Annotated in this window: 22 protein-coding genes and 1 riboswitch; of the genes, 12 read left to right on the plus strand and 10 right to left on the minus strand. The window is 70.1% G+C overall.

Annotation, left to right across the window (positions count from 1 at the left end):
- Window positions 1-32: 32 nt before the first annotated feature.
- The 3 genes from ACIOC0_RS33395 (at window position 33) to ACIOC0_RS33405 (ending at window position 2130) form a co-directional block, all read left to right on the plus strand.
- The gene (locus ACIOC0_RS33395; protein ID WP_130443646.1) at window positions 33-293 is read left to right on the plus strand and encodes a UBP-type zinc finger domain-containing protein; all 261 of its coding nucleotides are present in this window, start codon (window positions 33-35) and stop codon (window positions 291-293) included.
- A 308-nt stretch (window positions 294-601) separates the two neighbouring features.
- Window positions 602-1015, plus strand: coding sequence for an anti-sigma regulatory factor (locus tag ACIOC0_RS33400; RefSeq protein ID WP_004925829.1), 414 nt, complete (start codon window positions 602-604; stop codon window positions 1013-1015).
- The gene (locus ACIOC0_RS33405; protein WP_402159456.1) at window positions 1012-2130 is read left to right on the plus strand and encodes an RNA polymerase sigma factor SigF; all 1119 of its coding nucleotides are present in this window, start codon (window positions 1012-1014) and stop codon (window positions 2128-2130) included. The genes ACIOC0_RS33400 and ACIOC0_RS33405 overlap by 4 nt, the downstream gene beginning before the upstream one ends.
- Window positions 2131-2147: 17 nt before the next feature.
- On the opposite strand, the gene ACIOC0_RS33410 is transcribed toward ACIOC0_RS33405, so the two are convergent.
- Window positions 2148-2606, minus strand: a complete 459-nt coding sequence (locus ACIOC0_RS33410; RefSeq protein ID WP_402159457.1) for a hypothetical protein — start codon at window positions 2604-2606, stop codon at window positions 2148-2150.
- Window positions 2607-2721: 115 nt separating this feature from the next.
- Between ACIOC0_RS33410 and ACIOC0_RS33415 the strand changes: the two genes are divergently transcribed.
- The gene (locus ACIOC0_RS33415) at window positions 2722-3690 is read left to right on the plus strand and encodes a diacylglycerol kinase family protein (protein ID WP_130443652.1); all 969 of its coding nucleotides are present in this window, start codon (window positions 2722-2724) and stop codon (window positions 3688-3690) included.
- A 321-nt stretch (window positions 3691-4011) separates the two neighbouring features.
- Entirely contained in the window at window positions 4012-4269 is a 258-nt protein-coding gene (locus ACIOC0_RS33420; RefSeq protein WP_003992873.1) for a WhiB family transcriptional regulator, read from the plus strand.
- A 232-nt stretch (window positions 4270-4501) separates the two neighbouring features.
- Here ACIOC0_RS33420 and ACIOC0_RS33425 read toward each other — a convergent pair whose 3' ends face one another.
- Window positions 4502-5968, minus strand: a complete 1467-nt coding sequence (locus ACIOC0_RS33425) for a PAS domain-containing sensor histidine kinase (protein ID WP_402159691.1) — start codon at window positions 5966-5968, stop codon at window positions 4502-4504.
- Between the two features lie 402 nt (window positions 5969-6370).
- On the opposite strand from ACIOC0_RS33425, the gene nagB reads away from it, so the two are divergent.
- Complete coding sequence (gene nagB, locus ACIOC0_RS33430) at window positions 6371-7156, plus strand: glucosamine-6-phosphate deaminase (RefSeq protein ID WP_402159458.1); 786 nt, start codon at window positions 6371-6373, stop codon at window positions 7154-7156.
- A 13-nt stretch (window positions 7157-7169) separates the two neighbouring features.
- Here the strand turns inward: nagB and ACIOC0_RS33435 are convergent, their stop codons facing one another.
- The 4 genes from ACIOC0_RS33435 to ACIOC0_RS33450 form a co-directional block, all read right to left on the minus strand.
- Window positions 7170-8666: a glycoside hydrolase family 3 protein gene (locus tag ACIOC0_RS33435; protein ID WP_402159459.1), complete on the minus strand. Its 1497-nt coding sequence runs from the start codon at window positions 8664-8666 to the stop codon at window positions 7170-7172.
- Between the two features lie 7 nt (window positions 8667-8673).
- A complete protein-coding gene (locus ACIOC0_RS33440; RefSeq protein WP_402159460.1) occupies window positions 8674-9531 on the minus strand; it encodes a carbohydrate ABC transporter permease in 858 nt (285 codons plus the stop codon).
- The gene (locus tag ACIOC0_RS33445) at window positions 9528-10514 is read right to left on the minus strand and encodes a carbohydrate ABC transporter permease (protein WP_402159461.1); all 987 of its coding nucleotides are present in this window, start codon (window positions 10512-10514) and stop codon (window positions 9528-9530) included. The genes ACIOC0_RS33440 and ACIOC0_RS33445 overlap by 4 nt, the downstream gene beginning before the upstream one ends.
- 81 nt (window positions 10515-10595) lie before the next feature.
- Complete coding sequence (locus ACIOC0_RS33450) at window positions 10596-11876, minus strand: extracellular solute-binding protein (protein ID WP_402159462.1); 1281 nt, start codon at window positions 11874-11876, stop codon at window positions 10596-10598.
- A 354-nt stretch (window positions 11877-12230) separates the two neighbouring features.
- On the opposite strand from ACIOC0_RS33450, the gene ACIOC0_RS33455 reads away from it, so the two are divergent.
- From ACIOC0_RS33455 to ACIOC0_RS33480, 6 genes are all read left to right on the plus strand, one after another.
- Entirely contained in the window at window positions 12231-12995 is a 765-nt protein-coding gene (locus ACIOC0_RS33455; protein WP_352250388.1) for a GntR family transcriptional regulator, read from the plus strand.
- A 122-nt stretch (window positions 12996-13117) separates the two neighbouring features.
- Window positions 13118-13393, plus strand: coding sequence for a DUF3311 domain-containing protein (locus ACIOC0_RS33460; protein ID WP_402159463.1), 276 nt, complete (start codon window positions 13118-13120; stop codon window positions 13391-13393).
- On the plus strand, window positions 13390-15018 hold the full coding sequence (mctP, locus tag ACIOC0_RS33465; protein ID WP_402159464.1) for a monocarboxylate uptake permease MctP: 1629 nt from the start codon (window positions 13390-13392) through the stop codon (window positions 15016-15018). The genes ACIOC0_RS33460 and mctP overlap by 4 nt, the downstream gene beginning before the upstream one ends.
- Before the next feature lie 165 nt (window positions 15019-15183).
- A riboswitch (cobalamin riboswitch) is annotated at window positions 15184-15321 on the plus strand.
- A 119-nt stretch (window positions 15322-15440) separates the two neighbouring features.
- Entirely contained in the window at window positions 15441-17831 is a 2391-nt protein-coding gene (locus ACIOC0_RS33470) for a ribonucleoside-diphosphate reductase subunit alpha (RefSeq protein ID WP_402159465.1), read from the plus strand.
- Between the two features lie 56 nt (window positions 17832-17887).
- On the plus strand, window positions 17888-18892 hold the full coding sequence (locus ACIOC0_RS33475) for a ribonucleotide-diphosphate reductase subunit beta (RefSeq protein ID WP_402159466.1): 1005 nt from the start codon (window positions 17888-17890) through the stop codon (window positions 18890-18892).
- Between the two features lie 233 nt (window positions 18893-19125).
- On the plus strand, window positions 19126-20088 hold the full coding sequence (locus tag ACIOC0_RS33480; RefSeq protein WP_402159467.1) for a GlxA family transcriptional regulator: 963 nt from the start codon (window positions 19126-19128) through the stop codon (window positions 20086-20088).
- 39 nt (window positions 20089-20127) lie between these two features.
- On the opposite strand, the gene ACIOC0_RS33485 is transcribed toward ACIOC0_RS33480, so the two are convergent.
- From ACIOC0_RS33485 to ACIOC0_RS33500, 4 genes are all read right to left on the minus strand, one after another.
- Window positions 20128-21534, minus strand: a complete 1407-nt coding sequence (locus tag ACIOC0_RS33485) for a cytochrome P450 (RefSeq protein WP_402159468.1) — start codon at window positions 21532-21534, stop codon at window positions 20128-20130.
- A complete protein-coding gene (gene cyc1, locus ACIOC0_RS33490) occupies window positions 21531-22628 on the minus strand; it encodes an epi-isozizaene synthase (RefSeq protein ID WP_402159469.1) in 1098 nt (365 codons plus the stop codon). Before cyc1 ends, ACIOC0_RS33485 begins: the two co-directional genes overlap by 4 nt.
- A 274-nt stretch (window positions 22629-22902) precedes the next feature.
- Window positions 22903-23553, minus strand: coding sequence for a peptide deformylase (def, locus tag ACIOC0_RS33495; protein WP_402159470.1), 651 nt, complete (start codon window positions 23551-23553; stop codon window positions 22903-22905).
- A gap of 93 nt (window positions 23554-23646) precedes the next feature.
- Window positions 23647-24627, minus strand: coding sequence for a hypothetical protein (locus tag ACIOC0_RS33500; protein WP_130443680.1), 981 nt, complete (start codon window positions 24625-24627; stop codon window positions 23647-23649).
- Between the last annotated feature and the right edge of the window lie 49 nt (window positions 24628-24676).

The raw sequence follows: 24676 nt of genomic DNA on the forward strand, positions 1-24676 counted from the left end.
GTCGCCCGCGCGCGCGTCGTAACCTGGCAATCATGAAACAGTGCACGCACGCCGACGCGCTGCCGCACCCCCCACCGGACCCGCTCGGCGAGACCTGTCCGGAGTGCCTGCGCAACGGCACCCACCCGGTGCAGTTGCGGCTGTGCCTGACGTGCGGGCACGTGGGTTGCTGCGACTCCTCGCCGGGCCGCCACGCGACGGAGCACCACAAGGAGTCGGGCCACCCGATCATGCGGACGTTCGAACCGGGTGAGAACTGGCGCTGGTGCTTCGTCGACCACGTCCTCGTGTGAGCGCCGCGTGCTCGGCGAACCTCGCAGGTCCTGGCCCGAACCGCCCCCCGGCGGCCGGGCCGTCCAGCGGGTACGGTTCGAGCATCTGACGCATGGGTACGTCAACCCGGCGCGCCCTGTTCCCATTTGGACCGGGCAGACCCCTAGACACGGAGCGTGTTCACAGGTTTACTGTGAGTGACGCCATGGGGTTGGGGTCCCGGGACAGGAGACTTGAGAGCGCGATAGCGTCACCGCTGCACCACACACGCGTTACCCCGGGGGGTGACCCTCGGCCCTGAAAAGCTTGTACCACCTTGGAGGTGAGGGTGTCCCAGATCGCAGGCGAGCCCGCGACCCAGGACTTCGTGGAAGTCCGGCTGCCGGCTGCGGGTGCCTACCTGTCGGTGCTGCGGACGGCCACGGCCGGCCTCGCGGCCCGTTTGGACTTCACCCTGGACGAGATCGAGGACCTGCGCATCGCGGTGGACGAGGCGTGCGCGATCCTGCTCCAGCAGGCCGTGCCGGGTTCCGTCCTCAGCTGTGTCTTCCGCCTGGTCGACGACTCACTGGAGGTCACCGTCTCGGCCCCGACCACGGACGGCCACGCCCCCTCGCGGGACACCTTCGCCTGGACCGTGCTGTCCGCCCTCGCGGGCAAGGTCTCCTCCGCCGTGGACGAGGACAAGACCGTTTCGATCAGCCTCTACAAACAACGCGGCGCGGGACCCGGGCCGGCGTGAGGAACGGGGACGGGCCGGTGCGGGACGAAGAGCGCGGCACACGGGGGCTGCCTGCCGAGGGCGCCGGGGCGCCTCTCTCCTCGGACGGCTCCCGGCGCATGGGTGTCGACGGCATTCCCGAGCAGGCGCGGCCGCATCCGGAGGACGACCAGACCTCCGTGGGGGCCGCCGGCCTGGCGGGCGGTGCGGTGCAGGAGCCGCCTCGGGAGAGGCGGATCGGGGGTACCCCCGGCCGGGCTGAGACAAAGGCTCGACAGAGGGCGACGGGCGGGACGATGAGCGAGCACGAGCGAGACGACGAACAGGGCGTGCCAGGCGCGCGGCACGAGCCTCAGCGCCGCGAGCCCCACCATCGCGAGCCGCAGGACCGCAGCGGCGCGCGGGCGCTCTTCGTCGAGCTGCGCGGACTGAAGGACGGCAGCCCCGAGTACGCGGAGCTGCGCAACCGGCTGGTCCGCATGCACCTGCCTCTCGTCGAGCACCTCGCCCGCCGCTTCCGCAACCGCGGCGAGCCGCTGGACGACCTCACCCAGGTCGCCACCATCGGTCTGATCAAGTCCGTCGACCGCTTCGACCCGGACCGCGGTGTGGAGTTCTCCACGTACGCGACCCCGACGGTGGTCGGCGAGATCAAGCGGCACTTCCGCGACAAGGGCTGGGCGGTGCGGGTGCCGCGCCGGCTCCAGGAGTTGCGCCTCGCGCTGACGACGGCGACCGCCGAGCTGTCGCAGCTGCACGGCCGCTCCCCCACCGTCCACGAACTGGCCGAGAAGCTGGCGATCTCGGAGGAGGAGGTGCTGGAGGGCCTGGAGTCCGCCAACGCCTACTCCACGCTGTCGCTGGACGTCCCCGACACCGACGACGAGTCCCCGGCGGTCGCCGACACGCTCGGCGCGGAGGACGAGGCGCTGGAGGGCGTGGAGTACCGGGAGTCGCTGAAGCCGCTCCTGGAGGACCTCCCGCCACGGGAGAAGCGGATCCTGCTGCTGCGCTTCTTCGGAAATATGACGCAGTCGCAGATCGCGCAGGAGGTCGGCATCTCGCAGATGCACGTCTCGCGACTGCTGGCGCGCACACTGGCCCAGCTGCGGGAGAAGCTCCTCGTCGAGGAGTGAGGGTCGAGGAGTGAGGGCTACTTCTCCTCGTCGCCGCCACCGGCGTTCTTGCCGGGCCCCCGGATCCCGAGGGCCCGGGTCGTCTCGGGGTTGACGAGCAGGACGAGAGCGGAGACGGCGACGACGGCGAGGGCGATGCCCGCCGGGATCGCCATGCTCTCGGCCTGGAGCAGGTTGTAGGCGACGGGCAGCGCCAGGATCTGCGTGATCACGGCCGGGCCCCGGCTCCAGCCCCGGCGGCCCAGCAGCCCGCGGGCGGCCAGCAGCGGCAGCAGCGCGAGCACCGCCAGCGTCACCCCGCCGGTGACGGCCTGGCTCCGGTCGTCGGGATCGCCGGCCACCCCGAGGACGAGGATCCACACCCCGCCGACGAGCAGCGCCAATCCCTCCAGGGCGACGAGGACGGCGGCATACGTCAGACGACGCGGGCGCGGGCCTGCGGTTTCCGGCACGACGGGCTTCTGCTCACCACTCACCCCCGAAGCGTATCCGCGGCGGACCCGGGCCCGTGGTGAGGGTCACGGCGGGAACTCTCACCGATCCCTTGATCGGCCTGTGCCCCGGTACCACCCAGTAGGTACGCTGCGGACCATGCGTGCACTTCTCGTCGTCAATCCGGCTGCAACGACCACCAGTGCACGGACGCGTGACGTCCTCATCCACGCGCTCGCCAGCGAGATGAAACTCGACGCCGTCACCACCGAGTACCGCGGGCACGCCCGGGATCTCGGACGGCAGGCAGCGCGCAGCGAGGACATAGACATGGTCGTCGCCCTGGGCGGCGACGGCACGATCAACGAAGTGGTCAACGGCCTGCTGCACGACGGGCCCGCCCCCGAGCGCCTGCCCGGCCTCGCCGTGGTCCCCGGTGGCTCCACCAACGTCTTCGCCCGCGCCCTCGGCCTGCCCAACGACCCGGTGGAGGCCACCGGTGTACTGCTGGACGCGTTGCGCGAGGGCAGGGAGCGCACGGTCGGCCTGGGCCTGACCTCCGGCACCCCGGGTACCGAGGACGAGGCGGTGCCGGCCCGCTGGTTCACCTTCAACGCGGGGCTCGGATTCGACGCCGGGGTCGTGGGCCGTGTGGAACAGCACCGGGAACGCGGCAAGAAATCCACACACGCTCTTTACGTGCGCCAGGCCATGCGCCAGCTTCTCGGCGAACCACAGCGCCGACACGGCACGATCACTCTGGAACGGCCGGGCGCGGACCCGGTGACCGATTTGGTGCTGTCCATCGTCTGCAACACGGCTCCGTGGACCTATCTGGGCAATCGCCCGGTGTACGCGTCGCCTAAGGCTTCGTTCGACAGCGGGCTCGACGTATTCGGTCTCAGCCGTCTGTCCACCGCTGCGGTTGTCCGGTATGGCACCCAGTTGCTCACTTCGTCCCCCGAGCGGGGCCCCCATGGCAAGCACGCTGTCTCATTGCACGACCTGGACCGCTTCACCTTGCATTCGAAGGTCCCTCTACCCCTCCAGATGGACGGTGACCACCTGGGGCTGCGAACCAGCGTGACGTTCACAGGCGTACGCCGTGCACTGCGTGTGATTGTGTGAGCAGAACTGGCTAAAGTCCTTTCACTCGAACGTTTAGGCCAGGATCCACCCCATGGAAGTACGGCTGTGACCTAGTCGACACCGAGGAATCAAAAAAAACTTTCCGGAAGGGGTTGTATCCGCCGCTGAGGTTTGCGAGTCTCTACGTGGCGATCGGGACAGCCCGCAACACCGGCATCCGCTGATCACCGGAACCCCTCTACAAACACCAGGACCCACGCCAGGGCAACCCGGCTGGTGGCCCTTCACTTGTTGAGGGATTCGTGAAAGCGTTCACATTCACAAGCAACCTGCACGTAATACCAAGGAGAGGTAGCAGCCATGGACTGGCGTCACAACGCCGTTTGCCGCGAGGAAGACCCCGAGCTGTTCTTCCCCATCGGCAACACCGGTCCTGCGCTGCTGCAGATCGAGGAAGCCAAGGCCGTCTGCCGTCGCTGCCCCGTTATCGAGCAGTGTCTGCAGTGGGCGCTCGAGTCCGGCCAGGACTCCGGCGTCTGGGGTGGTCTCAGCGAGGACGAGCGCCGTGCCATGAAGCGCCGCGCCGCCCGCAACCGGGCCCGTCAGGCCTCCGCCTGACAACACCCGCCCCGCACAGCCTGAGCTTGGCGGCGCGTACACCGCGTACGCTTCTCCCGCCCCCGAGCCGCAGCGCGCAGTACCCCCGATGCGCAGCACAAGCTGGCAACGAGCATTCGAGCCCCGGACCCCTGAGCGGTCCGGGGCTTCTTGCTGTGCACGGCCAGGGCGCTCCAGGGCGCTCACATTCCGTCAGCAGCGCTCACACAGGCCGGAGTTCACTCCCGGCAGCTCACTTCTGCGCCCGCACCGGGATGTCCAGGATCACCCGCGTGCCGCGCTCCGGCGCCGGGACCATGTCGAAGGCGCCGCCCAACTCCCCCTCCACCAGCGTCCGTACGATCTGCAGACCGAGGTTGCCCGAGGTGTGCGGGTCGAACCCGGCGGGCAGGCCCACGCCGTCGTCCTGGACGGTGACCAGGAGGCGGGCCTCCTTGGTGGTGCCGCCGCGCACCGCGGCGACCTCGACCGTGCCGGTCTCGCCCTCGCGGAATCCGTGCTCCAGGGCGTTCTGGAGGATCTCGGTGAGCACCATGGACAGCGGGGTGGCGACCTCCGCGTCCAGGATGCCGAAGCGTCCGGTGCGCCGGCCGACGACCTTGCCCGGGGAGATCTCCGCGACCATCGCGAGGACGCGGTCGGCGATCTCGTCGAACTCCACGCGCTCGTCCAGGTTCTGGGACAGCGTCTCGTGGACGATGGCGATCGAGCCGACGCGGCGGACCGCTTCCTCCAGGGCTTCCCGCCCCCGTTCGGACTCGATGCGCCGGGCCTGGAGCCGCAACAGGGCCGCGACCGTCTGGAGGTTGTTCTTCACCCGGTGGTGGATCTCCCGGATGGTCGCGTCCTTGGTGATCAACTCGCGTTCGCGCCGGCGCAGTTCGGTGACGTCCCGGAGCAGGACCAGTGAACCGATGCGGGTGCCCTTGGGCTTGAGGGGGATCGCGCGGAACTGGATGACGCCGTCGTGGGCCTCGATCTCGAACTCGCGGGGCGCCCAGCCGCTGGCCACCTTGGCGAGCGCCTCGTCCACCGGGCCGCGAGTGGGGGCGAGTTCGGCGGTGGTCCGGCCGAGGTGCTGGCCGACCAGGTCGGAGGCGAGCCCCATCCGGTGGTAGGCGGAGAGCGCGTTCGGGGAGGCGTACTGGACGATGCCGTCGGCGTCCAGGCGGATCAGTCCGTCGCCGACGCGGGGCGCGGCATCCATGTCCATCTGCTGGTCGGGGAAGGGGAACGCGCCGGCCGCGATCATCTGGGCGAGGTCGGAGGCGCTCTGGAGATAGGTGAGCTCCAGCCGGCTCGGGGTGCGCACGGTGAGCAGGTTGGTGTTGCGGGCGATGACGCCGAGGACGCGGCCGTCGCGCCGGACGGGGATCGACTCGACGCGGACGGGGACCTCCTCGCGCCACTCCGGGTCGCCCTCTCGCACGATGCGGCCCTCGTCGAGGGCGGCGTCCAGCAGGGGGCGGCGGCCCCGCGGGACGAGGTGGCCGACCATGTCGTCCTGGTAGGAGGTGGGGCCGGTGTTGGGGCGCATCTGGGCGACGGAGACGTAGCGGGTGCCGTCGCGGGTGGGGACCCACAGGACCAGGTCCGCGAAGGAGAGGTCGGAGAGCAGTTGCCACTCCGAGACCAGCAGGTGGAGCCACTCGAGGTCGGAGTCGTCGAGTGCGGTGTGCTGGCGTACGAGTTCGTTCATGGAGGGCACGTGTGCGAGCGTACCCGCGGGGGCGGAGGGCCCGGAAAACACCCGCGGGCCGCGGCGCCTGGGAGGGACCCTCAACCCTCCCGGCACCGCAGCCCGGAGCAATCTCGGCCGCTGGGGTGTGCGGTCCCGGTCGGCCGAAGGTGAGGAGCCGGGGCAGTCAGGGCAGAGAGCTCCGGTCCTCGGTCCGCCTTCCTGTGCGGGGAAGGCGGAAGCTGTGGCAATGGTGTGCCCACCCCGCAGCCTAGCCTGTGCGGGTTCCCGAGCGGGCCGGATGGGCGGAGCAATTTCTCCGGACGCAGACCTCGCGGCCGTGTCGCGCGGCCCACCCCTCTGATAAATTGGTCTAAACCACATGTCACACCACGTCAGATCTCCCAGAACGGCAGGCCCAGCGTGGAAGTAGTCATCGTTCCGGACGCCGCTTCGGGCGGCGAGCTCATCGCCGAGGCCATGGCCCGACTCCTGCGGCGCAAGCCCGACGCCCTGCTGGGCGTGGCCACCGGTTCCACCCCCCTCCCGGTCTACCGGGCGTTGACGGCGAAGGTGCGCGCGGGAGCCGTGGACGTCTCGCGGGCCCGGATCGCCCAGCTCGACGAGTACGTGGGGCTGCCCGCCGACCACCCGGAGTCCTACCGTTCGGTCTTGCGCCGGGAGGTGCTGGAGCCGCTCGGCATCGAGATGGACGCGTTCCTCGGCCCCGACGGCACGGCCGAGGACGTGCCGGGGGCGTGCGAGGCCTACGAGCGGGCGCTGGCCGAGGCCGGCGGGGTAGATCTGCAGTTGCTCGGGATCGGCACCGACGGGCACATCGGCTTCAACGAGCCGTGCTCCTCGCTGGCCTCGCGCACCCGGATCAAGACGCTGACCCAGCAGACCCGGATCGACAACGCGCGCTTCTTCGGCGGCGACGTCGAGCAGGTCCCGCACCATGTGATCACCCAGGGCATCGGGACGATCCTGGAGGCACGGCATCTGGTGCTGCTGGCCACGGGCGAGGGTAAGGCGGACGCGGTGGCGGCGACCGTCGAGGGCCCGCTCGCGGCGGTCTGCCCGGCCTCCGCGCTGCAACTCCACCCCCACGCCACGGTGGTCGCGGACGAGCCCGCGGCGTCCAAGCTGAAGCTGGCGGACTACTTCCGCCACACCTACGCCGACAAGCCGGCCTGGCAGGGGATCTGATCCTGCCGCCCGGTCAGCGGGGGCCCGTCAGGGCCTCGGCGGCCGCCTGGGCGCACACCCTCGCCGCTCCGTGGGTGGCCACATGGAGGGCTCCCCGCGGCGGGGACTGGGGCACGCCCATCTCCACCACGATCGTGTCGGGGCGGGCGGCCAGAAGGGCGTCCAGGGCCTTCGCCATCCAGGGGTGGCGGTGCTCGTCGCGCACCACGGCGACGATCCGGCGCTCCCCCGCCGCCGCCGACGCCGCCCGCCCCGCGTCCTCGCCGGTGAAGCCGCCCGTCCGGGTGCCGGGCAGCAGCCGGGCCAGTTCCACGGCCAGGCCCCAGGGCGTCTCGTCGCCGACGGCGATGTTGGCGACCGGGGTGAGGGCGGCGACGTAGGGGGCCTCGGTGAGTGGGGTGAAGCCCTCCGCCCCGGTGACGCGGAGCGCGCGGCGGGCCGCGTCCAGGCCGACGCCGGCGGGCGTCACCTCCCGCGGGGACGGGGGCACGGCCCGCGCCGAAGCCGTCCAGCGGGCCAGCGCCCGCACCCGTTCCGCCGCGTCCGCGAGGCGTTCCTCGGGCAGCTCGCCCGCGCGGACGGCCGTGACGAGGGCGTCGCGCAGGCGTCGTACCGTCGCGTCGTCGGCGAGGCCGCCGCCCACGCAGATCGCGTCCGCGCCGGCCTCGACCGCGAGGACGCTGCCGCGCTCGATGCCGTACGTCGCGGCGACGGCCCGCATCTCCATGCCGTCGGTGACGATCAGGCCGTCGTAGCCGAGTTCGCCGCGCAGCAGATCGGTCAGGACGCGCCGGGACAGTGTCGCCGGGCGGTCCGGGTCCAGGGCGGGGACGAGGATGTGGGCGCTCATCACGGCCCGGCTGCCCGCGGCGACGGCCGCGTGGAAGGGGGCGAGCTCACGCCCGGCCAGCACCTCGGGGGCGGCGTCGACGCGGGGCAGGGCCAGGTGGGAGTCGACGGCCGTGTCGCCGTGGCCGGGGAAGTGCTTGGCGCAGGCGGCGACGCCCGCGGACTGCAGGCCGGTGACATAGGCGGAGGTGTGCCGGGCGACCAGGTCGGGGTCGGCGCCGAAGGAGCGGACGCCGATGACCGGATTGCGGGGGTCGGAGTTCACGTCCGCCGACGGGGCCCAGTTGAGGGTGACCCCGCAGTCGGCGAGCCGGCGGCCGAGCTCCCGGGCCACCTCCCGGGTCAGTTCCACGTCGTCGACGGTGCCCAGCGCGAGGTTGCCGGGGAAGCTGGAGCCGGTCCGCACTTCCAGGCGGGTGACGTCACCGCCCTCCTCGTCGATCGCGACGATCACGTCCTCGCGTTCTGCCCGCAACCGCGCTGTCAGCGAGGCCAGTTGCTCGGGCGAGGCGACGTTGCGGCCGAACAGGCCGACCGAGGCCAGGCCTTCGCCGAGACGGCGGAGCAGCCAGTCGGGGGCGGTGGTCCCGGGGAAGCCGGGCTGCAGGACGGTGAGCGCGTCCCGCGTGAGGGCGTCGGTGCCGCTCGTGAGTGTCGTCATCGGGGCGTCATCCCTTCACGGCGCCCGCGGTCAGACCCGCGGCCATCTTGCGCTGGACGAGGAGGAAGAGGACGACGATGGGTACGGCCATCATGGTGGCGCCGGCCATCATCGGGGCGTACTCGGTGCCGTGCTTGGTGGTGAAGTTGCCGAGCCAGACGGTCGCGGTCTGGTTCTTCTGGCTGAGGAGCATCAGGGCGTAGAGGTACTCGTTCCAGGCCTGGATGAAGGCGTAGACCGAGGTGGCGACCATGCCGGGCGCGAGCAGCGGGAAGACGACGCGCAGGAAGGCGCCGGTGCGGGAGCAGCCGTCGACCATCGCGGCCTCCTCCAGCTCCTTGGGGATGTTGACGATGAAGCCGCGCAGCGTCCACACGGTGAACGGCAGGACGAAGGTCAGGTAGGTGACGACCAGGCCGGTCAGCCGGTCGTACTGGCCGAGGTCGTTGAGCAGCAGGAAGACCGGGATGATCATGGCGACCAGCGGGACCATCTGGACCGCGAGGATGCCCACGATCACGATCTTGCGGCCTCGGAAGGCGAACCGGGAGATCGCGAGCGCGGCCAGCATGCCGACCACGATGCCGATGGTCACGACCGCGAGGGAGACGACCAGGCTGCGGCCGACCGGGCCCCAGAAGTCCGAGATGTCCAGCGCCCGGCCGAAGTTGGCGAGCGTCAGCCCGGTCGGCAGCAGGCTCGGGTCGGGGTCGATGGCGTCCTTGGCGGGCTTGAACGCCGTGTTGAGCATCCAGTAGACGGGGAAGCCGGCGATGACGAAGACCAGCAGGCCGAGGAGGTTCCAGCCGAGCCTGGACTTGTGGCGCCCGGCGGCGGGCGCGCGCACGCTGCTGATGCCGCTCACTCGACGTCTCCGATCTTCAGCATCTGGCGCATGTACACGGCGACCACGCCGAGCAGGAGCAGCACGGTGATCAGGGCGATCGCCGAGCCCTGTCCGTAGTCGTTGACGACGAAGGCGCGGTCGTAGGAGTAGGTCGTCAGGATCTGGAACTCGGGCTCGGGGTGGCCGCCGCGCATCACGAAGACCTGCGGGAAGACGCCCATGTCCCAGATGACCGACAAGGTCGTGAGCATCACGATGATCGGCTTGAGGATGGGCAGGGTGACGTACCGGAAGACGCCCCACGAGCCCGCGCCGTCCAGCCGGGCGGCCTCCTCCAGCTCGGCGGGGACCTGGGTGAGACCGGCGCTCAGGGTGATCACCACGAAGGGCACGGCTCCCCACACCACCAAAAGCATGATCACGGCCAGGCCCTGCGGCCCGCTCGCGAACCAGTTGTGGCCGATCAGCTCGACACCGGGCAGCTTGCTGAGCAGGGCGTTGAGAATGCCGTAGTCGGCGTCGAAGAGCCACTTGAAGACGGTGGTGGCGACGATGATCGGCATGCCCCAGCTGGCCACCAGCGCGATGTTGACCAGGGTCTTCACCCAGCCGGAGACCCGCTGGAGCAGCAGCGCGATCAGCATGCCGGCGACCATCGTGAAGATCACGCAGCCGGCGGCGAAGACGATCGTGCGCACGACGACCTGCCAGAACTCCCCGTCGTCCAGCACGTTCGTGAAGTTGGCGAAGCCGACCGACTCCGCGGGCTGGAAGCCCCACAGCTGGGACTGCCCGAACTTCTGGAACGACAGGGTGACCAGGCGGACCAGCGGATAGCCCATGACGAGGGCGAGGACCAGCAGACAGGGTGCGAGCAGCAGCCAGGGAGCGGCGGCGCCGGACCGGCGTCCTGTGGGCGGCTGCTTGGCGACGGCCGGCGGTGGTGGCGCCTGGCGCGGCGGTGGCGCCTTGGCATGGGTGGTGGTGTCTGCGGCACTCATCGCGCGCTCCTCAGCGGTCCCTCGGTCGTACTGAGGCGGGGTCCCGCCCGCTGCCCGGCGGCGGGGCCCCGCTCTCGCCGGTCACTTCGTGTTGATGACCTTGTCGATGGCGGCGTCCGCCTCCTTCGCGGCCTCCTCGACCGTCTTCTTGCCGGTGCCGATGCTCTGGAGCATGGTCTGGAGGATCTGGGCCTTCTCGACCTGGCCCCAGCCGGGGGCCATCGGGACGAACCAGTTGGACTCGGCGGCGGTGGCCGGGACCGCCGTGGCCGCGTCGTTCTTCAGCGTGGCGAGGTCGGTCTTGTTGTTGGGCAGGTTGCCCTTGGCCATCAGGCCCTTCTGGCCGGCGGGTCCGGTGAAGGCGTTGATCCACTCGGCGGCGAGGGCCTGCGCGTCGGACTTCACCGGCACGGCGAGGTCGGAGCCGCCCAGGAAGACGGGGAGGTTCTTCCCGGACGGACCGGGCATCACGAAGTTCTCGAGGTTGCCCTTGAGCTTGCCGCTCTTGTCGTTCTCGGGGGCCTCCGCGGTCGCGCCCTCCCAGGCCGCGCCGAAGATCATGCCGGACTTGCCCTGGCCGTAGACGATGTGGCGGTCGGACTCGTCCTTGGTCTTGTCGCCGTGCATGTACCTGTCGACGACGTTCTTGAACTCGGTGAGGCCCTTGACGGACTCGGGTGAGGACAGGTTCGCCTTCCACTCGCCGCCCGACTCGACGGCGATCGAGCCGCCGGCGTCGTAGACGAAGGACATGGCCGCGTACCAGTCGCGGGTGGGCTGGTACCAGGCGCTGAACTTGCCGCCCTCCTTCTTCTGGAGTTTGTCCAGGGCGGCGGTCAGCTCGGCGTAGGTCCTGGGGGCGGCCTTGACTCCGGCGGAGGCGAAGAGGTCCTTGCGCCAGTTGCCGACGCGGCCGCCGGCGTAGTACGGGACGCCGTAGGTCTTGCCCTCGTAGGAGACCGAGGCCTTGAGGCCGTCCAGCCAGGCGGAGGAGTTGTCGAACGCGGAGGCGTCGAGCGGGGCGAAGGCTCCCTTGACCATGTAGCCGAGCATCTCGGTGTTGCCCATCTCGACCACGTCGGGGGCCTTGTCGGTGGCGAGGACCGCGTCGAGCTTGGCGTTCTTGTCGGGCCAGCCGTAGTACTCGTGGGTGATCTTCACACCGGGGTGCTTCTTCGCCACGGCGGCGTCGGCGGCCTTCACCAGGTCCGGCCAGTTGTTCTGGGCGTCGACCGTGAGCCAGACCGTCAGTTCGCCGGCCTCGGATCCCTTGTCCGCCCCGCTGTCCTTGCCGTCCCCGCACGCCGCGACGGAGACCGTCATGCCCGCGATGCAGATCGCGGCTGCCAGCTTGCGCTTCACGCCACCCTCCTCAGGGATGCTGCGAACCCCCCTGCCTCCCGTGGTGAACGTGGGGCCGGGACCTGGACCAATGGTGTAGACCAGTGCGCCGAGCCTGGCGCAGGCCCACAGCGGTGTCAAGGGTGGCGGAAAGGCGTTTGACCAGCCGTTATGGGACCTACATATGAAGGAACCTTTAAGTAAGAAGCCCTTGAAAACACGGCCCGCGTGGCATGCTGAGCCGCTAGACCACTTGCCGTATGGACTAGACCAGCAAGGGTCGCGACGGTATACAGAGGGATCACGGGGACGCGGCGCACGGGGCGGCGTCGCCGCATCACGATGCGACCCGCATCCGGAGCCGGAAGGCAGGCCATGAGCACCGACGTCAGCAGTGCGGAGAACGAGGGTGGGGCGACCGTCCGCACCGCGCGCGTGCCCAAGTACTACCGCCTGAAGAAGCACCTGCTCGACATGACGCAGACGCAGGAGCCCGGCACGCCGGTGCCGCCCGAGCGGACGCTCGCGGCCGAGTTCGACACCTCGCGCACGACCGTGCGCCAGGCCCTGCAGGAACTGGTCGTCGAGGGCCGGCTGGAGCGCATCCAGGGCAAGGGCACGTTCGTCGCCAAGCCCAAGGTCTCCCAGGCGCTGCAACTGACCTCCTACACCGAGGACATGCGCGCCCAGGGGCTCGAACCCACCTCGCAGCTCCTCGACATCGGCTACATCACCGCCGACGACACCCTCGCCGGCCTGCTCGACATCACCGCGGGCGGGCGCGTCCTGCGCATCGAGCGGCTGCGCATGGCCAACGGCGAGCCGATGGCGATCGAGACGACCCACCTGAGCGCGAAGCGCTTCCCGGCCCTGCGCCGCTCGCTCGTGAAGTACACGTCCCTGTACACCGCACTCGCCGAGGTCTACGACGTCCGTCTCGCCGAGGCCGAGGAGACCATCGAGACCTCCCTCGCCACACCGCGCGAGGCCGGTCTGCTCGGCACCGACGTGGGGCTGCCCATGCTGATGCTCTCCCGGCACTCCCTGGACAAGGAGGGCGAACCGGTGGAATGGGTGCGCTCGGTGTACCGGGGGGACCGCTACAAGTTCGTCGCACGGCTGAAGCGGCCGCAGGACTGACCGCGGGCGCAGCGGGAAGACTGGGACCGATATCCGGACGGGGTCTTCCGCTGGGCTTTATCCGTCACCTACATTGCCTGCGCGTTTGCACAGGTGATCAACAAGGGGACGGAGTGGCCTGAATGTCGGAAGCCCCAGAGGTGTCGAGAGGTCCGGTGGTGACGCCCGTGCGCGTCGTCATCGGTCTCTGCTTGTTCGCGCCCTTCGTGGCGATGCTGTGGGTCGGTTCTTACGCCAAAGTGGAACCGGCGGTCGCCGGGATCCCCTTCTTCTACTGGTACCAGATGCTGTGGGTGCTGATCTCCACCGCGCTCACGATGACCGCGTACAAGCTGTGGCAGCGTGACCAGCGCTCCCGCGGTGCCGGCAAGAGCCGGGACGGGGGTACGGCGAAGTGAACGACGGCGTGAACGGCGTCGCGCTCGCCGTCTTCATCTTCTTCTTCCTGGCCGTCACGGTCATGGGCTTCCTGGCCGCGCGCTGGCGCAAGGCCGAGAACGAGCACAGCCTCGACGAATGGGGCCTGGGCGGCCGGTCGTTCGGAACCTGGGTCACCTGGTTCCTGCTGGGCGGCGACCTGTACACCGCGTACACCTTCGTCGCCGTCCCGGCGGCGATCTACGCGGCGGGTGCGGCGGGCTTCTTCGCGGTGCCCTACACGATCCTGGTGTACCCGCTGATCTTCACCTTCCTGCCGCGGCTGTGGTCGGTGTCCCACAAGCACGGGTACGTGACGACCTCGGACTTCGTGCGCGGCCGGTTCGGCTCGAAGGGGCTGTCGCTGGCGGTCGCCCTGACCGGCATCCTCGCCACGATGCCGTACATCGCGCTCCAGCTCGTCGGCATCCAGGCCGTGCTGGACGTGATGGGCGTCGGCGGCGGCGAGGACACCAACTGGTTCGTCAAGGACCTGCCGTTGCTGATCGCGTTCGGCGTGCTGGCCGCGTACACCTACTCCTCGGGACTGCGGGCCCCGGCGCTCATCGCGTTCGTGAAGGACACGCTGATCTACATCGTCATCGCGGTGGCGATCATCTACATCCCGATCAAACTGGGCGGTTTCGACGAGGTGTTCGCCAGGGCGGGCGACGCGTTCAGCCAGACCAACCCCGCGACCGGCAAGCCGCGCGGGGCCCTGGCGCCGGCCGAGGCGGGCCAGTGGACGTACGCCACGCTGGCCTTGGGCTCCGCGCTGGCGCTGTTCATGTACCCGCACTCGATCACCGCGACGCTGTCCTCGCGCAGCCGTGAGGTGATCCGGCGCAACACCACGATCCTGCCGCTGTACTCCCTGATGCTCGGGCTGCTCGCACTGCTGGGCTTCATGGCCATCGCGGCCGGCGTCAAGGTCACCAACGGGCAGCTGGCGATCCCGCAGTTGTTCGAGGACATGTTCCCGGACTGGTTCGCGGGCGTGGCCTTCGCGGCGATCGGCATCGGCGCGCTGGTCCCGGCGGCCATCATGTCGATCGCGGCGGCGAACCTGTTCACCCGCAACATCTACAAGGACTTCATCAAGCCGGACGCCACACCGAAGGAGGAGACGCGGGTCTCCAAGATCGTGTCCCTGCTGGTGAAGGTGGGCGCGCTGGTCTTCGTCCTCACCATGGACAAGACGGTCGCCATCAACTTCCAGCTGCTGGGCGGCATCTGGATCCTGCAGACCTTCCCGGCCCTGGTCGGCGGTCTGTTCACCCGCTGGTTCCACCGGTGGGCGCTGCTCGCCGGCTGGGCGGTGGGCATGGTCTACGGCACCCTCGCCGCGTACGGCGTCGCCTCCCCGACGCAGAAGCACTTCGGCGGCTCCGCCAAGGAGATCCCCGGCATCGGCGAGATCGGCTACATCGGTCTGACGGCGTTCGTGCTCAACGTCGTCGTCACGGTGGTCCTGACGTTCGCCCTGAAGGCTGTGAAGGCCCCCGACGGCGTCGACGAGACGTCCCCGGCGGACTACACGGCGGACGCGGGCGACCCGGGCGTGCAGGTGGAGCTCCCGCCGGCGACGGCGGGTACGAGCCACTGACGCGGGGCGAGCGCCCCCGCCCCGGCAGCGGCGCCGGGGCGGGGGCGCTCGCCTTCTCCGGTCCCGCCGGAATCCGCACGCCACCTGGACCGGATCACTCTCCTCACCTGCCGGCTGACGCTCTGGAGCCGCCGCGACACAACATCTGGGGGTGGCGTGGCGGGTGAGCACAAGATGTATGCTCGTGCTCGCTGTCGCCGCAGGGGAATCCGGTGCGAATCCGGAACTGTCCCGCAACGGTGTACTCGTGCATCACCGCACGCCAGTCCAGTCCGAGGACCTGCCGGCAGCGCGTCCGGCCCATCCGGTCCGGACGCCCGACGTCCGGGCCTCGCGGAGTGGGCCGGTGGACGCGACGCCGTGCGCGCTCGCGTGCTGCCCCTGCCCTCCGCCAGGCCCCGCCGAGCGAGGGAGAGCCCCACGTGACCATCGCGCCAGCCGGTCCGGCTTCAGCAGTCACCCCCGTGGAGGACGACGGTCCCGGCGCCGCACTGCTGCGGACCCTGACCGAGCTGACCGCCGACCTGCCCGCCGCCGACCCCGGACGGGTCGCCGCCGCCGCACTGCGCGGCCGCTCCGCCCGGGGCAGCCACGAGGAGGTCCTCGCGGAGCTGCGCGAACTGGCCACGGAGGCCGCCGCGGGCCTGATCTCCGAGGACCCCGCCTACTCCCGGCTGGCCGCCCGGCTGCTGACCATCGGCATCCGCGCCGAGGCCGCCTCACAGGGCGTCACCTCGTTCACCGAGTCCATCGCCGTGGGCCACCGCGAGGGCCTGATCGCCGACCGCACCGCCGAGTTCGCCCGCCTCCACGGCCGCCGCCTCGACGCGCTGGTCGACACGGAGGCCGACGACCGCTTCGGCTACTTCGGGCTGCGCACCCTGCACAGCCGCTACCTGCTGCGCCACCCGATCACCCGCAAGGTCGTCGAGACGCCCCAGCACTTCCTGCTGCGCGTCGCCGCCGGTCTCGCCGAGGACGACACCCCCCGCTCGGTCGACGAAGTCGCCGCGCTGTACGGCCTGATGAGCCGCCTCGACTATCTGCCGTCCTCCCCCACCCTCTTCAACTCCGGTACGCGGCACCCCCAGATGTCGTCCTGCTACCTCCTCGACTCCCCGCTGGACGAGCTGGACTCCATCTACGACCGGTACCACCAGGTCGCCCGCCTCTCCAAGCACGCCGGCGGCATCGGGCTGTCGTACTCCCGCATCCGCTCCCGGGGTTCGCTGATCCGCGGCACCAACGGGCACTCCAACGGCATCGTCCCGTTCCTGAAGACGCTGGACGCGTCGGTCGCCGCCGTGAACCAGGGCGGCCGGCGCAAGGGCGCGGCGGCGGTCTACCTGGAGACCTGGCACTCCGACATCGAGGAGTTCCTGGAGCTGCGGGACAACACCGGTGAGGACGCCCGCCGTACGCACAATCTCAACCTGGCGCACTGGATCCCGGACGAGTTCATGCGCCGTGTGAACGCGGACGCCGAGTGGTCGCTGTTCTCCCCCGCCGACGTGCCGGAGCTGGTCGACCTGTGGGGCGATGAGTTCGACGCCGCCTACCGCAAGGCCGAGGCGGAGGGTCTGGCGAAGAAGACCATTCCGGCCCGCGAGCTGTACGGCCGGATGATGCGCACCCTCGCGCAGACCGGCAACGGGTGGATGACCTTCAAGGACGCCGCCAACCGCACCGCCAACCAGACGGCCGAGCCGGGGCACGTCGTGCACTCCTCCAACCTGTGCACGGAGATCCTGGAGGTCACCGACGACGGGGAGACGGCGGTCTGCAACCTGGGGTCGGTCAACCTGGGCGCGTTCGTCGACACGGCGACCGGCGACATCGACTGGGAGCGGCTGGACGGCACCGTCCGCACGGCGGTCACCTTCCTCGACCGCGTCGTCGACATCAACTTCTACCCCACCGAGCAGGCGGGCCGCTCCAACGCCCGCTGGCGTCCGGTGGGCCTGGGCGCGATGGGCCTCCAGGACGTCTTCTTCAAGCTGCGGCTGCCCTTCGACTCCCCCGAGGCCAAGGCGCTCTCCACGCGCATCGCCGAGCGGATCATGCTCGCCGCGTACGAGGCCTCCGCCGACCTCGCCGAGCGGAACGGCCCGCTGCCCGCCTGGGACAAGACCCGCGCGGCACGCGGGGTGCTGCACCCCGACCACTACGGCGTGGAGTTCACCTGGCCGGAGCGCTGGGCGGCCCTGCGCGAGCGGATCGCCTCCGTCGGCATGCGCAACTCCCTGCTGCTCGCCATCGCGCCGACCGCGACGATCGCCTCGATCGCGGGCGTCTACGAGTGCATCGAGCCGCAGGTGTCCAACCTGTTCAAGCGCGAGACGCTGTCCGGCGAGTTCCTGCAGGTCAACTCCTACCTGGTGCAGGACCTCAAGGCGCTGGGCGTCTGGGACGCCCGCACACGTGAGGCGCTGCGCGAGTCGGGCGGCTCGGTGCAGGACTTCGCGTGGATCCCGGCCGACGTGCGCGCCCTGTACCGCACGGCGTGGGAGATCCCGCAACGCGGCCTGATCGACATGGCCGCCGCCCGCACCCCGTACCTGGACCAGGCGCAGTCGCTGAACCTGTTCCTGGAGACGCCGACGATCGGCAAGCTCTCCTCGATGTACGCGTACGCATGGAAGTCGGGCCTGAAGACCACGTACTACCTGCGCTCGCGCCCGGCGACCCGTATCGCCCGCGCGGCCGGCTCCCAGGGCCAGCCCGCGAAGACCGTCCCCGTCCAGCAGACGCCCGCCGAAGACGCCGTCGCCTGCTCCCTGGAAAACCCCGAGTCCTGCGAGGCCTGCCAGTAATTCCCACCCGCCACCCGACCACCACCCCTGGAGGACGGCGCTTCGCGCCGACTGCTATGACCCAGAACCTTCTCGACCCCGGCTTCGAGCTGACTCTGCGCCCCATGCGCTACCCGGACTTCTACGAGCGCTACCGGGACGCCATCAAGAACACCTGGACAGTGGAGGAGGTCGACCTCCACTCGGACGTGGCCGACCTCACGAAGCTGTCGCCGGCCGAGCAGCACCTCATCGGCCGGCTGGTCGCCTTCTTCGCGACAGGCGACTCGATCGTGGCGAACAACCTGGTGCTGACGCTCTACAAGCACATCAACTCCCCGGAGGCGCGCCTGTACCTGTCGCGCCAGCTCTTCGAGGAGGCCGTGCACGTCCAGTTCTATCTGACACTGCTGGACACCTACCTCCCCGACCCGGAGGACCGCGCGGCCGCCTTCGCGGCGGTGGAGAACATCCCCTCCATCCGGGAGAAGGCCGGGTTCTGCTTCAAGTGGATGGACTCGGTCGAGAAGCTGGACCGGCTGGAGACCCAGGCCGACCGGCGCCGCTTCCTGCTGAACCTGATCTGCTTCGCCGCGTGCATCGAGGGCCTGTTCTTCTACGGCGCCTTCGCGTACGTCTACTGGTTCCGCAGCCGGGGTCTGCTGCACGGCCTGGCCACCGGCACCAACTGGGTGTTCCGCGACGAGACCATGCACATGAGCTTCGCCTTCGACGTGGTGGACACGGTCCGCAAGGAGGAGCCGGAGCTCTTCGACGACGAGCTGAGGCAGCAGGTCACCGACATGCTGTCGGAGGCCGTCGAGGCCGAGCTGCAGTTCGCCCGCGACCTGTGCGGCGACGGCCTGCCGGGCATGAACACCGACTCGATGCGCCAGTACCTGGAGTGCGTCGCGGACCAGCGGCTGATCCGGCTCGGCTTCGCCCCGGTGTACGGCTCGGAGAACCCCTTCTCCTTCATGGAGCTCCAGGGCGTTCAGGAGCTGACCAACTTCTTCGAGCGCCGGGCCTCGGCGTACCAGGTGGCCGTGGAGGGCACGGTCGACCTGGACGAGGACTTCTGAGCCTTCTGAGCCTTCAGCTGACGGTCGATCCGGCGTTCGTGGGCCAGTCCCACGAACGCCGGACCCGCGAGGAGGAGGAACAGGACGAGGACCGGGAGGTAAGCGGTGAGTGCGTTCATGAGGTAAGCATCGTGCGTGGCTGACACTCCTGACAGTGGCAGGACTGCCGCATGGCTTCGATTTCCTGCCACTTCCCCGTCCCCTCCAGCCGGATTCCGGGGCACACTGGCCGCATGCTGAAGAACGTGGCCGCGGTCCTCCTCGACGGTGTGCACCCCTTCGAACTCGGTGTGGTCTGCGAGGTGTTCGGCATCGACCGCAGCGACGACGGGCTGCCGGTCTACGACTTCGCGGTCGCCTCGGCCGAGGGGCCGACGCTGTCGACCCACGCGGGCTTCACCCTGCGTACCGAACACGGCCTGGAACGGCTGGAGAGCGCCGACCTGATCGCCGTGCCGGCCGGGGACACCTACGCCGCCCGGGAGTTCCCGCCCGAGCTGCTCGACGCGCTGCGCCGGGCCGTCGACCGGGGAACCCGGGTGCTCAGCGTCTGCTCGGGCGCGTTCGTCCTGGCCGCGGCCGGGCTCCTGGACGGCCGGCGGTGCGCGGTGCACTGGCGGCACGCGGAGCAGCTGGCCCGGCAGTACCCGCGCACGGCCGTCGAGCCGGACGTGCTCTACGTCGACGACGACCCGGTCATCACCTCGGCCGGCACGGCCGCCGGCATCGACGCCTGTCTGCACATCGTGCGCAAGGAGCAGGGGCCCGAGGTCGCCAACGGGATCGCCCGCCGGATGGTCGTGCCGCCGCACCGGGACGGCGGCCAGGCCCAGTACATCGAACGGCCACTGCCCCGCTCGTCGTGCGACACCGTCGGCGAGGAGCTGGTCTGGATGGAGCGGCACCTCGACGAGGACGTCACGGTCGAGCAGCTCGCGGCCCGCGCGCACATGTCGCCGCGCACCTTCGCCCGCCGCTTCCAGCAGGAGACCGGCACCACCCCCTACCGCTGGATCCTGCGGCAGCGGGTGCTGCTCGCCCAGCGTCTGCTGGAGGCGACGGACGACACGGTCGACGCGATCGCCTGGCGCACCGGCTTCGGCACGGCGGCCGCGCTGCGGCACCAGTTCGTGCGGGCGCTGGGCACCACTCCCAACGCCTACCGGCGCACGTTCCGCGGCCCTGAGGCCGCGTGAGCGCACGCCGGTGGCTCGCGGGTGGCCTGCGCGTGCCTTTCAGCGGGGCACGGCCCTCAGCCGCAGGCCCTGGGGACGCAGGGTGATGCCGACCCGGGGCTGAGGCCGGGACCCGGGGACCTGCTCGAACCGGAACGCCGTGGCGAGCGCCGCGGTGACCAGGGTGAGCAGGGCCATCGAGAAGTGGTCGCTGGGGCACTTGCGGTTGCCCACGCTGAACGGCCGCATCGCGTACCTGGGGATGTCCTTCGACCGCTGCGGAAGCCAGCGGTCGGGGTCGAACTCCTGGTGCCGCTCGTAGGAGCGCGGGTCGTGCTGGATCGCGTAGGGGCTGTACACGATGTCCGCCCCGGCCGGAATGCGATACCCGCCGAGTTCCGTGTCGGTGACCGCCCGCCGCGTCAGAATCCATACGGCCGGAAGTAAACGCATGGTCTCGACGACCACGTTGTTGGTGTGCGTCAGCTTGCGTACGTCGCCGAATGCGACCGGCCTGCCTCCGGTTACGGCGTGGACCTCCTCGCATACTTTGTCCGCGTGTTCCGGATGGTCGGCGAGGACCAGCAGCAGGGACATGATCGTGGCCGCGATGGTTTCGCTGCCCGGGGTGAGTATCGCGACGACCTGGTCGTGGATCTCCTGTTCCCCGATGGGGTCCCCATTGTCGTCCTTCGCTTCGAGCAATGCCGTCAGCAAATCGTCCGGCCTTTGGCCGGATGCCCGGCGTTCGGCGATGATCTCGTCCACGAGGAGATGCAAATCGGCCAGGGCGCGGTTGAATTCGCGGTTGGCCGGAAGCGGCAGCCGGTACAGCGGCCCGAGGGGCACCACCATGCGGTGGTACATCCCTTCGAAGACGCTGGCGAGCGCCTCGCACAGCCGCTCGGCCCGCTCGTCCATGTAGTGCCCGTGCAGCAGACAGCGGGCGGCGACGCGCACCGCGACGCGGAAGGACTCCGAGGTGCAGTCGATCGTCTCGCCCGCGTCCCCGTCCCGCCAGCGCCGGGCCAGTCCGTGCGTCTCCTCCTCCATGACCGGCCCGTAGCCGGGGATGGCGTCGAGCCGGAACGCGGGCTGGATGGTGCGCCGCTGACGCCGGTGGAGCGGGCCGTTGGCGGTGGCCACGCCCTCCTTCCCGAGCAGGCCCTCCAGGGACTCCCACAGGGGCCCGGCGATGATGTAGTCGGGGCTGAGGGCGAGGGCCCCGGTGAGGGCGGGCGCGGTGACGGCGTACACCGTCTTGGGGCCGAGCTTGAGGCGGACGACGTCGCCGTGGTCGCGCAGCCGGCTCATGAAGGCCAGCGGGTCGCGGGCGAGCCGCCAGCCGTGGCCGAGCAGCGGGACGCCGCCGCCCGCCAGGGGCGGCTCCGCCGGTGTCGGCACGCCGTCCGTCCCGGGGGTCCCGGCCGTCTCCGGGGTTTCGTGTTTCATCGATTCGACGGTCATTTCTCACCTGCCGCTTCGTTGTTGACGTACGGGGGCGTGGACCGGTCGTCCCAGTTGTCGACCCGGTACCGGCCGGACTCGTGGTGGAACCAGTAGACGGAACTGAACCAGTTCCGCATGTTTCCCAGGCAGGCCAGGACGGTGACGCTCAATTCCTTCCCGTGAACCGTCCCGTCGGCGAGCCGATCGGCCAGGGACAGGACCTCGGGTTCGGTGGCGAGGAACTCGGACACGCATTCCTCGACGCGTCGCCTGAGTTCTTCCACCGCCTCTTCCAGAGTCAGCCCCTCATGGGTGATGAGACTGATCCCGAGATTGTGGACCTCATCTCCCGCTAATTCCTTGGGAAGTGAGCAGAGGTCGTTGTACCAGGCGGCGAATTCCTGACTCAGCAGGGCGGCCCGGCGGAATGCGGGGTGTTTGCGCACCTGGTCCGGGAGTTCACGGCCCGCGGCGAGTTCCAGCAGGTCCGTCCAGATCCAGTGGGCGAAGGTGAGGCGGCGCAGCGCGAGATATTCGTCGACCCCGGGAACGCGTCCCTCGACGCGGTTGCTGAATTCCCGGTCGTACGCCTCGATCACGGTGTGGAAGTGCCGGGTGAACCGCGCGTTCCAGGTCTTCGGCAGGAAGGCGAAGAGCCGGCCCGCACTGTCCGCGAGCCCGGCGACCAGAGGGTCGGCGTCGTGCAGGTGGCGGGCCGGGGAGTCCAGGGCGGCGTGCAGACGGACGCGTAACTTCCGCCAGGCGCCTGCCCGGTCGTGGACCACGTCGCGGTCGTGCCGGTCGTCCCAGACGAAGAACCAGGCGCTGTAGTCGGCGATGGCCTGGAGCACCTCGTCACCGGCCCCGAGGTAGTAGCCCGCCATCAGATCGGTGTAGCACAGGCCGTCGGCATATTCCGCGACCTTGTCGGCCGGCATCAGCCGTTTTTCCAGCAACCATGTGCGCGTCTTCTCCTGCAGCCGGGGCCAATACGGGTGCAGCCGCCGCGAAAACTCCGCCTCGACGACCGGGAGGAAGAGCGACGGCGGAACCGCGACGGCGGTCCCCGTCGCTGCGGTGCGGTTTGTGGTGCTGTATGGGAAAGCTGGCACGAACAACCCCTCTCAGCCGCCGGTGACGCACACCCCTCCCGCCGTGCCGGGCGTGCGCCGTTGCGTATCCCCGCACTCCCCATTCAGCACTACGACTGACCGCTCTGGGAACGGATTTGCTTCATTCACTCCCCCAACCTGCCGCGTATACGCCCCGGCATGACTGGTTATGGATCAGCGGATGTGCATAAGCGATCGAAGATCCGACGTACATACGAACGACGCCTGACCGGGAGAAGATCTCGGCCAGGCGTCTCGTGCGGGGCGGCGTCGCTCAGTCGTTGGCGACCACGGGGTAGCGGGGCTCGTTCTCGGCCATCTGCCGCAGGGCGTCCTTGCGTTCACGCTTGGAGAGACGGTCGATGTACAGGTAGCCGTACAGGTGGTCGGTCTCGTGCTGCAAACACCGAGCGAAGTAACCGGTGCCGCGCACCTTGATCGGGTTGCCCTTCTCGTCCTGACCGGTCACCTCGGCGTAGTCCGGCCGGGCGAGCGGCGCGTACGCGGTGGGCACCGACAGACAGCCCTCGTTGCTGTCGTCCAGCCGGCGCTTGTCGGCGGGCAGTTCGACGAGCCGGGGGTTGCACACCACACCGGTGTGTCGTACGCCCTCGTCGTCGGGGCAGTCGTAGACGAAGACCTTCAGGTCGACGCCGATCTGGTTGGCCGCCAGGCCGACGCCCTCGGCGGTGCGCTGCGAGGCGAACATGTCCGCCACCAGCTGCCGCAGCTCCTCGCCGAACTCGGTGACGTCCTTGCACTCCTTGTGCAGCACCGGGTTGCCGACGACGGTGATCGGCCGCGAGGTGCCCGCCTCGCACCAGGCCCGCTCGCGCTCCTCCGGCTCCTCGGTGTCGATGACGAAGCCCTCGTCGTCCACGGGGAGCACGCCCGTGTGCTGCTGATCGGTGTCCTGCTGCGCCATGACCGACGATGCCTTCCTCAAAACCGGGGTGAAGTTGCGAATACAGGGTACGTGGGCGTGCCGCCACGCACGGCCCGCAGCCGGGAGCCGGCGTCAGCAGACCTCTTCGAGATCCCGCCAGTCCCTCGAATCCGGGCTGTCGGCGACCCACCCGTCCAGCAACCCCCTCACCAGCCCGGCCGGCGCGGCGACCCCGCACTCGCGCTCCGGCACCCACAGCTGCCCGTCCGTGCGGTGCCCCAGCGGGCCGGGGTGCCCAGGCTCGCTGTGGTCGTGCGGGTCGAGGTGCTCGCCGTCGCCCTCGTCCGACGGCATCCGGGACTCCGAGCACGTCCGGCACAGCAGCCGCACCGACGACGACCAGTCCTCCGCGGCGAAGCCCGCGTCGGCGGCGAGCTGTTCCAGCGCGTCGCGGTCGGCCTCCGTCGCCGCCTCCAGCAGCACCACCCAGGTGGGCACCGGGGAGGGGGCCCACAGCTCGATCTCGTCGAACACCGGGTACGCGTGGCCCGTGGACGTGGTCCGCTCACCGTGCGGGACGCCGTCGTGCAGCACCACCTCGCCCCAGCGCCGCCCGGAGGACGGCAGCGGGATCGACAGCACCTCGATCCGGGCGGGGTCCAGCCGGCGCCCCCACACCACCTCCGCCTCGCCCTCGGGCGAGAGCCGTACGGCCGCGCTGCCCAGTTCCATGCCGACCGGCTCGCCGGAGCCGGTCAGGTCGCCCGGCACGCGCAGCCCGTAGGCCTGCCAGGCGCGCCGGGCCAGCGGCCAGTCCTGGAGCGCGGTGGCCGCGATGCCGACGTTCCACCAGTCGGGGGCCCCGGTCTCCCGGTCGAGCAGGGCGACCGCGCGCAGACCGGCCGTGCGGGCCTGCTCCCAGTCGTGCCGGAACTTGTGCAGCAGGGCGAGGTTGAACCAGGACTCCGACAGCCAGGGCTCCAGGTCGGCGGCACGTGTCAGCAGCGCGCCCGCGTCCTCGTACCGGCCGTCGCCGATGAGCGTGAACGCCCGGTCGGTGGCCTGCCGCCAGGAGGCGGAGGGCCGGTGCCGTCCCTTGCCGAAGATCCTCACGATTCCCGCCTGCCAGTTCCGTGGTGTGGGCTGGCCGGTGCCCCCGGAC

The sequence above is a fragment of the Streptomyces sp. NPDC088254 genome, from assembly GCF_044740925.1.
GTDB lineage: Bacteria > Actinomycetota > Actinomycetes > Streptomycetales > Streptomycetaceae > Streptomyces.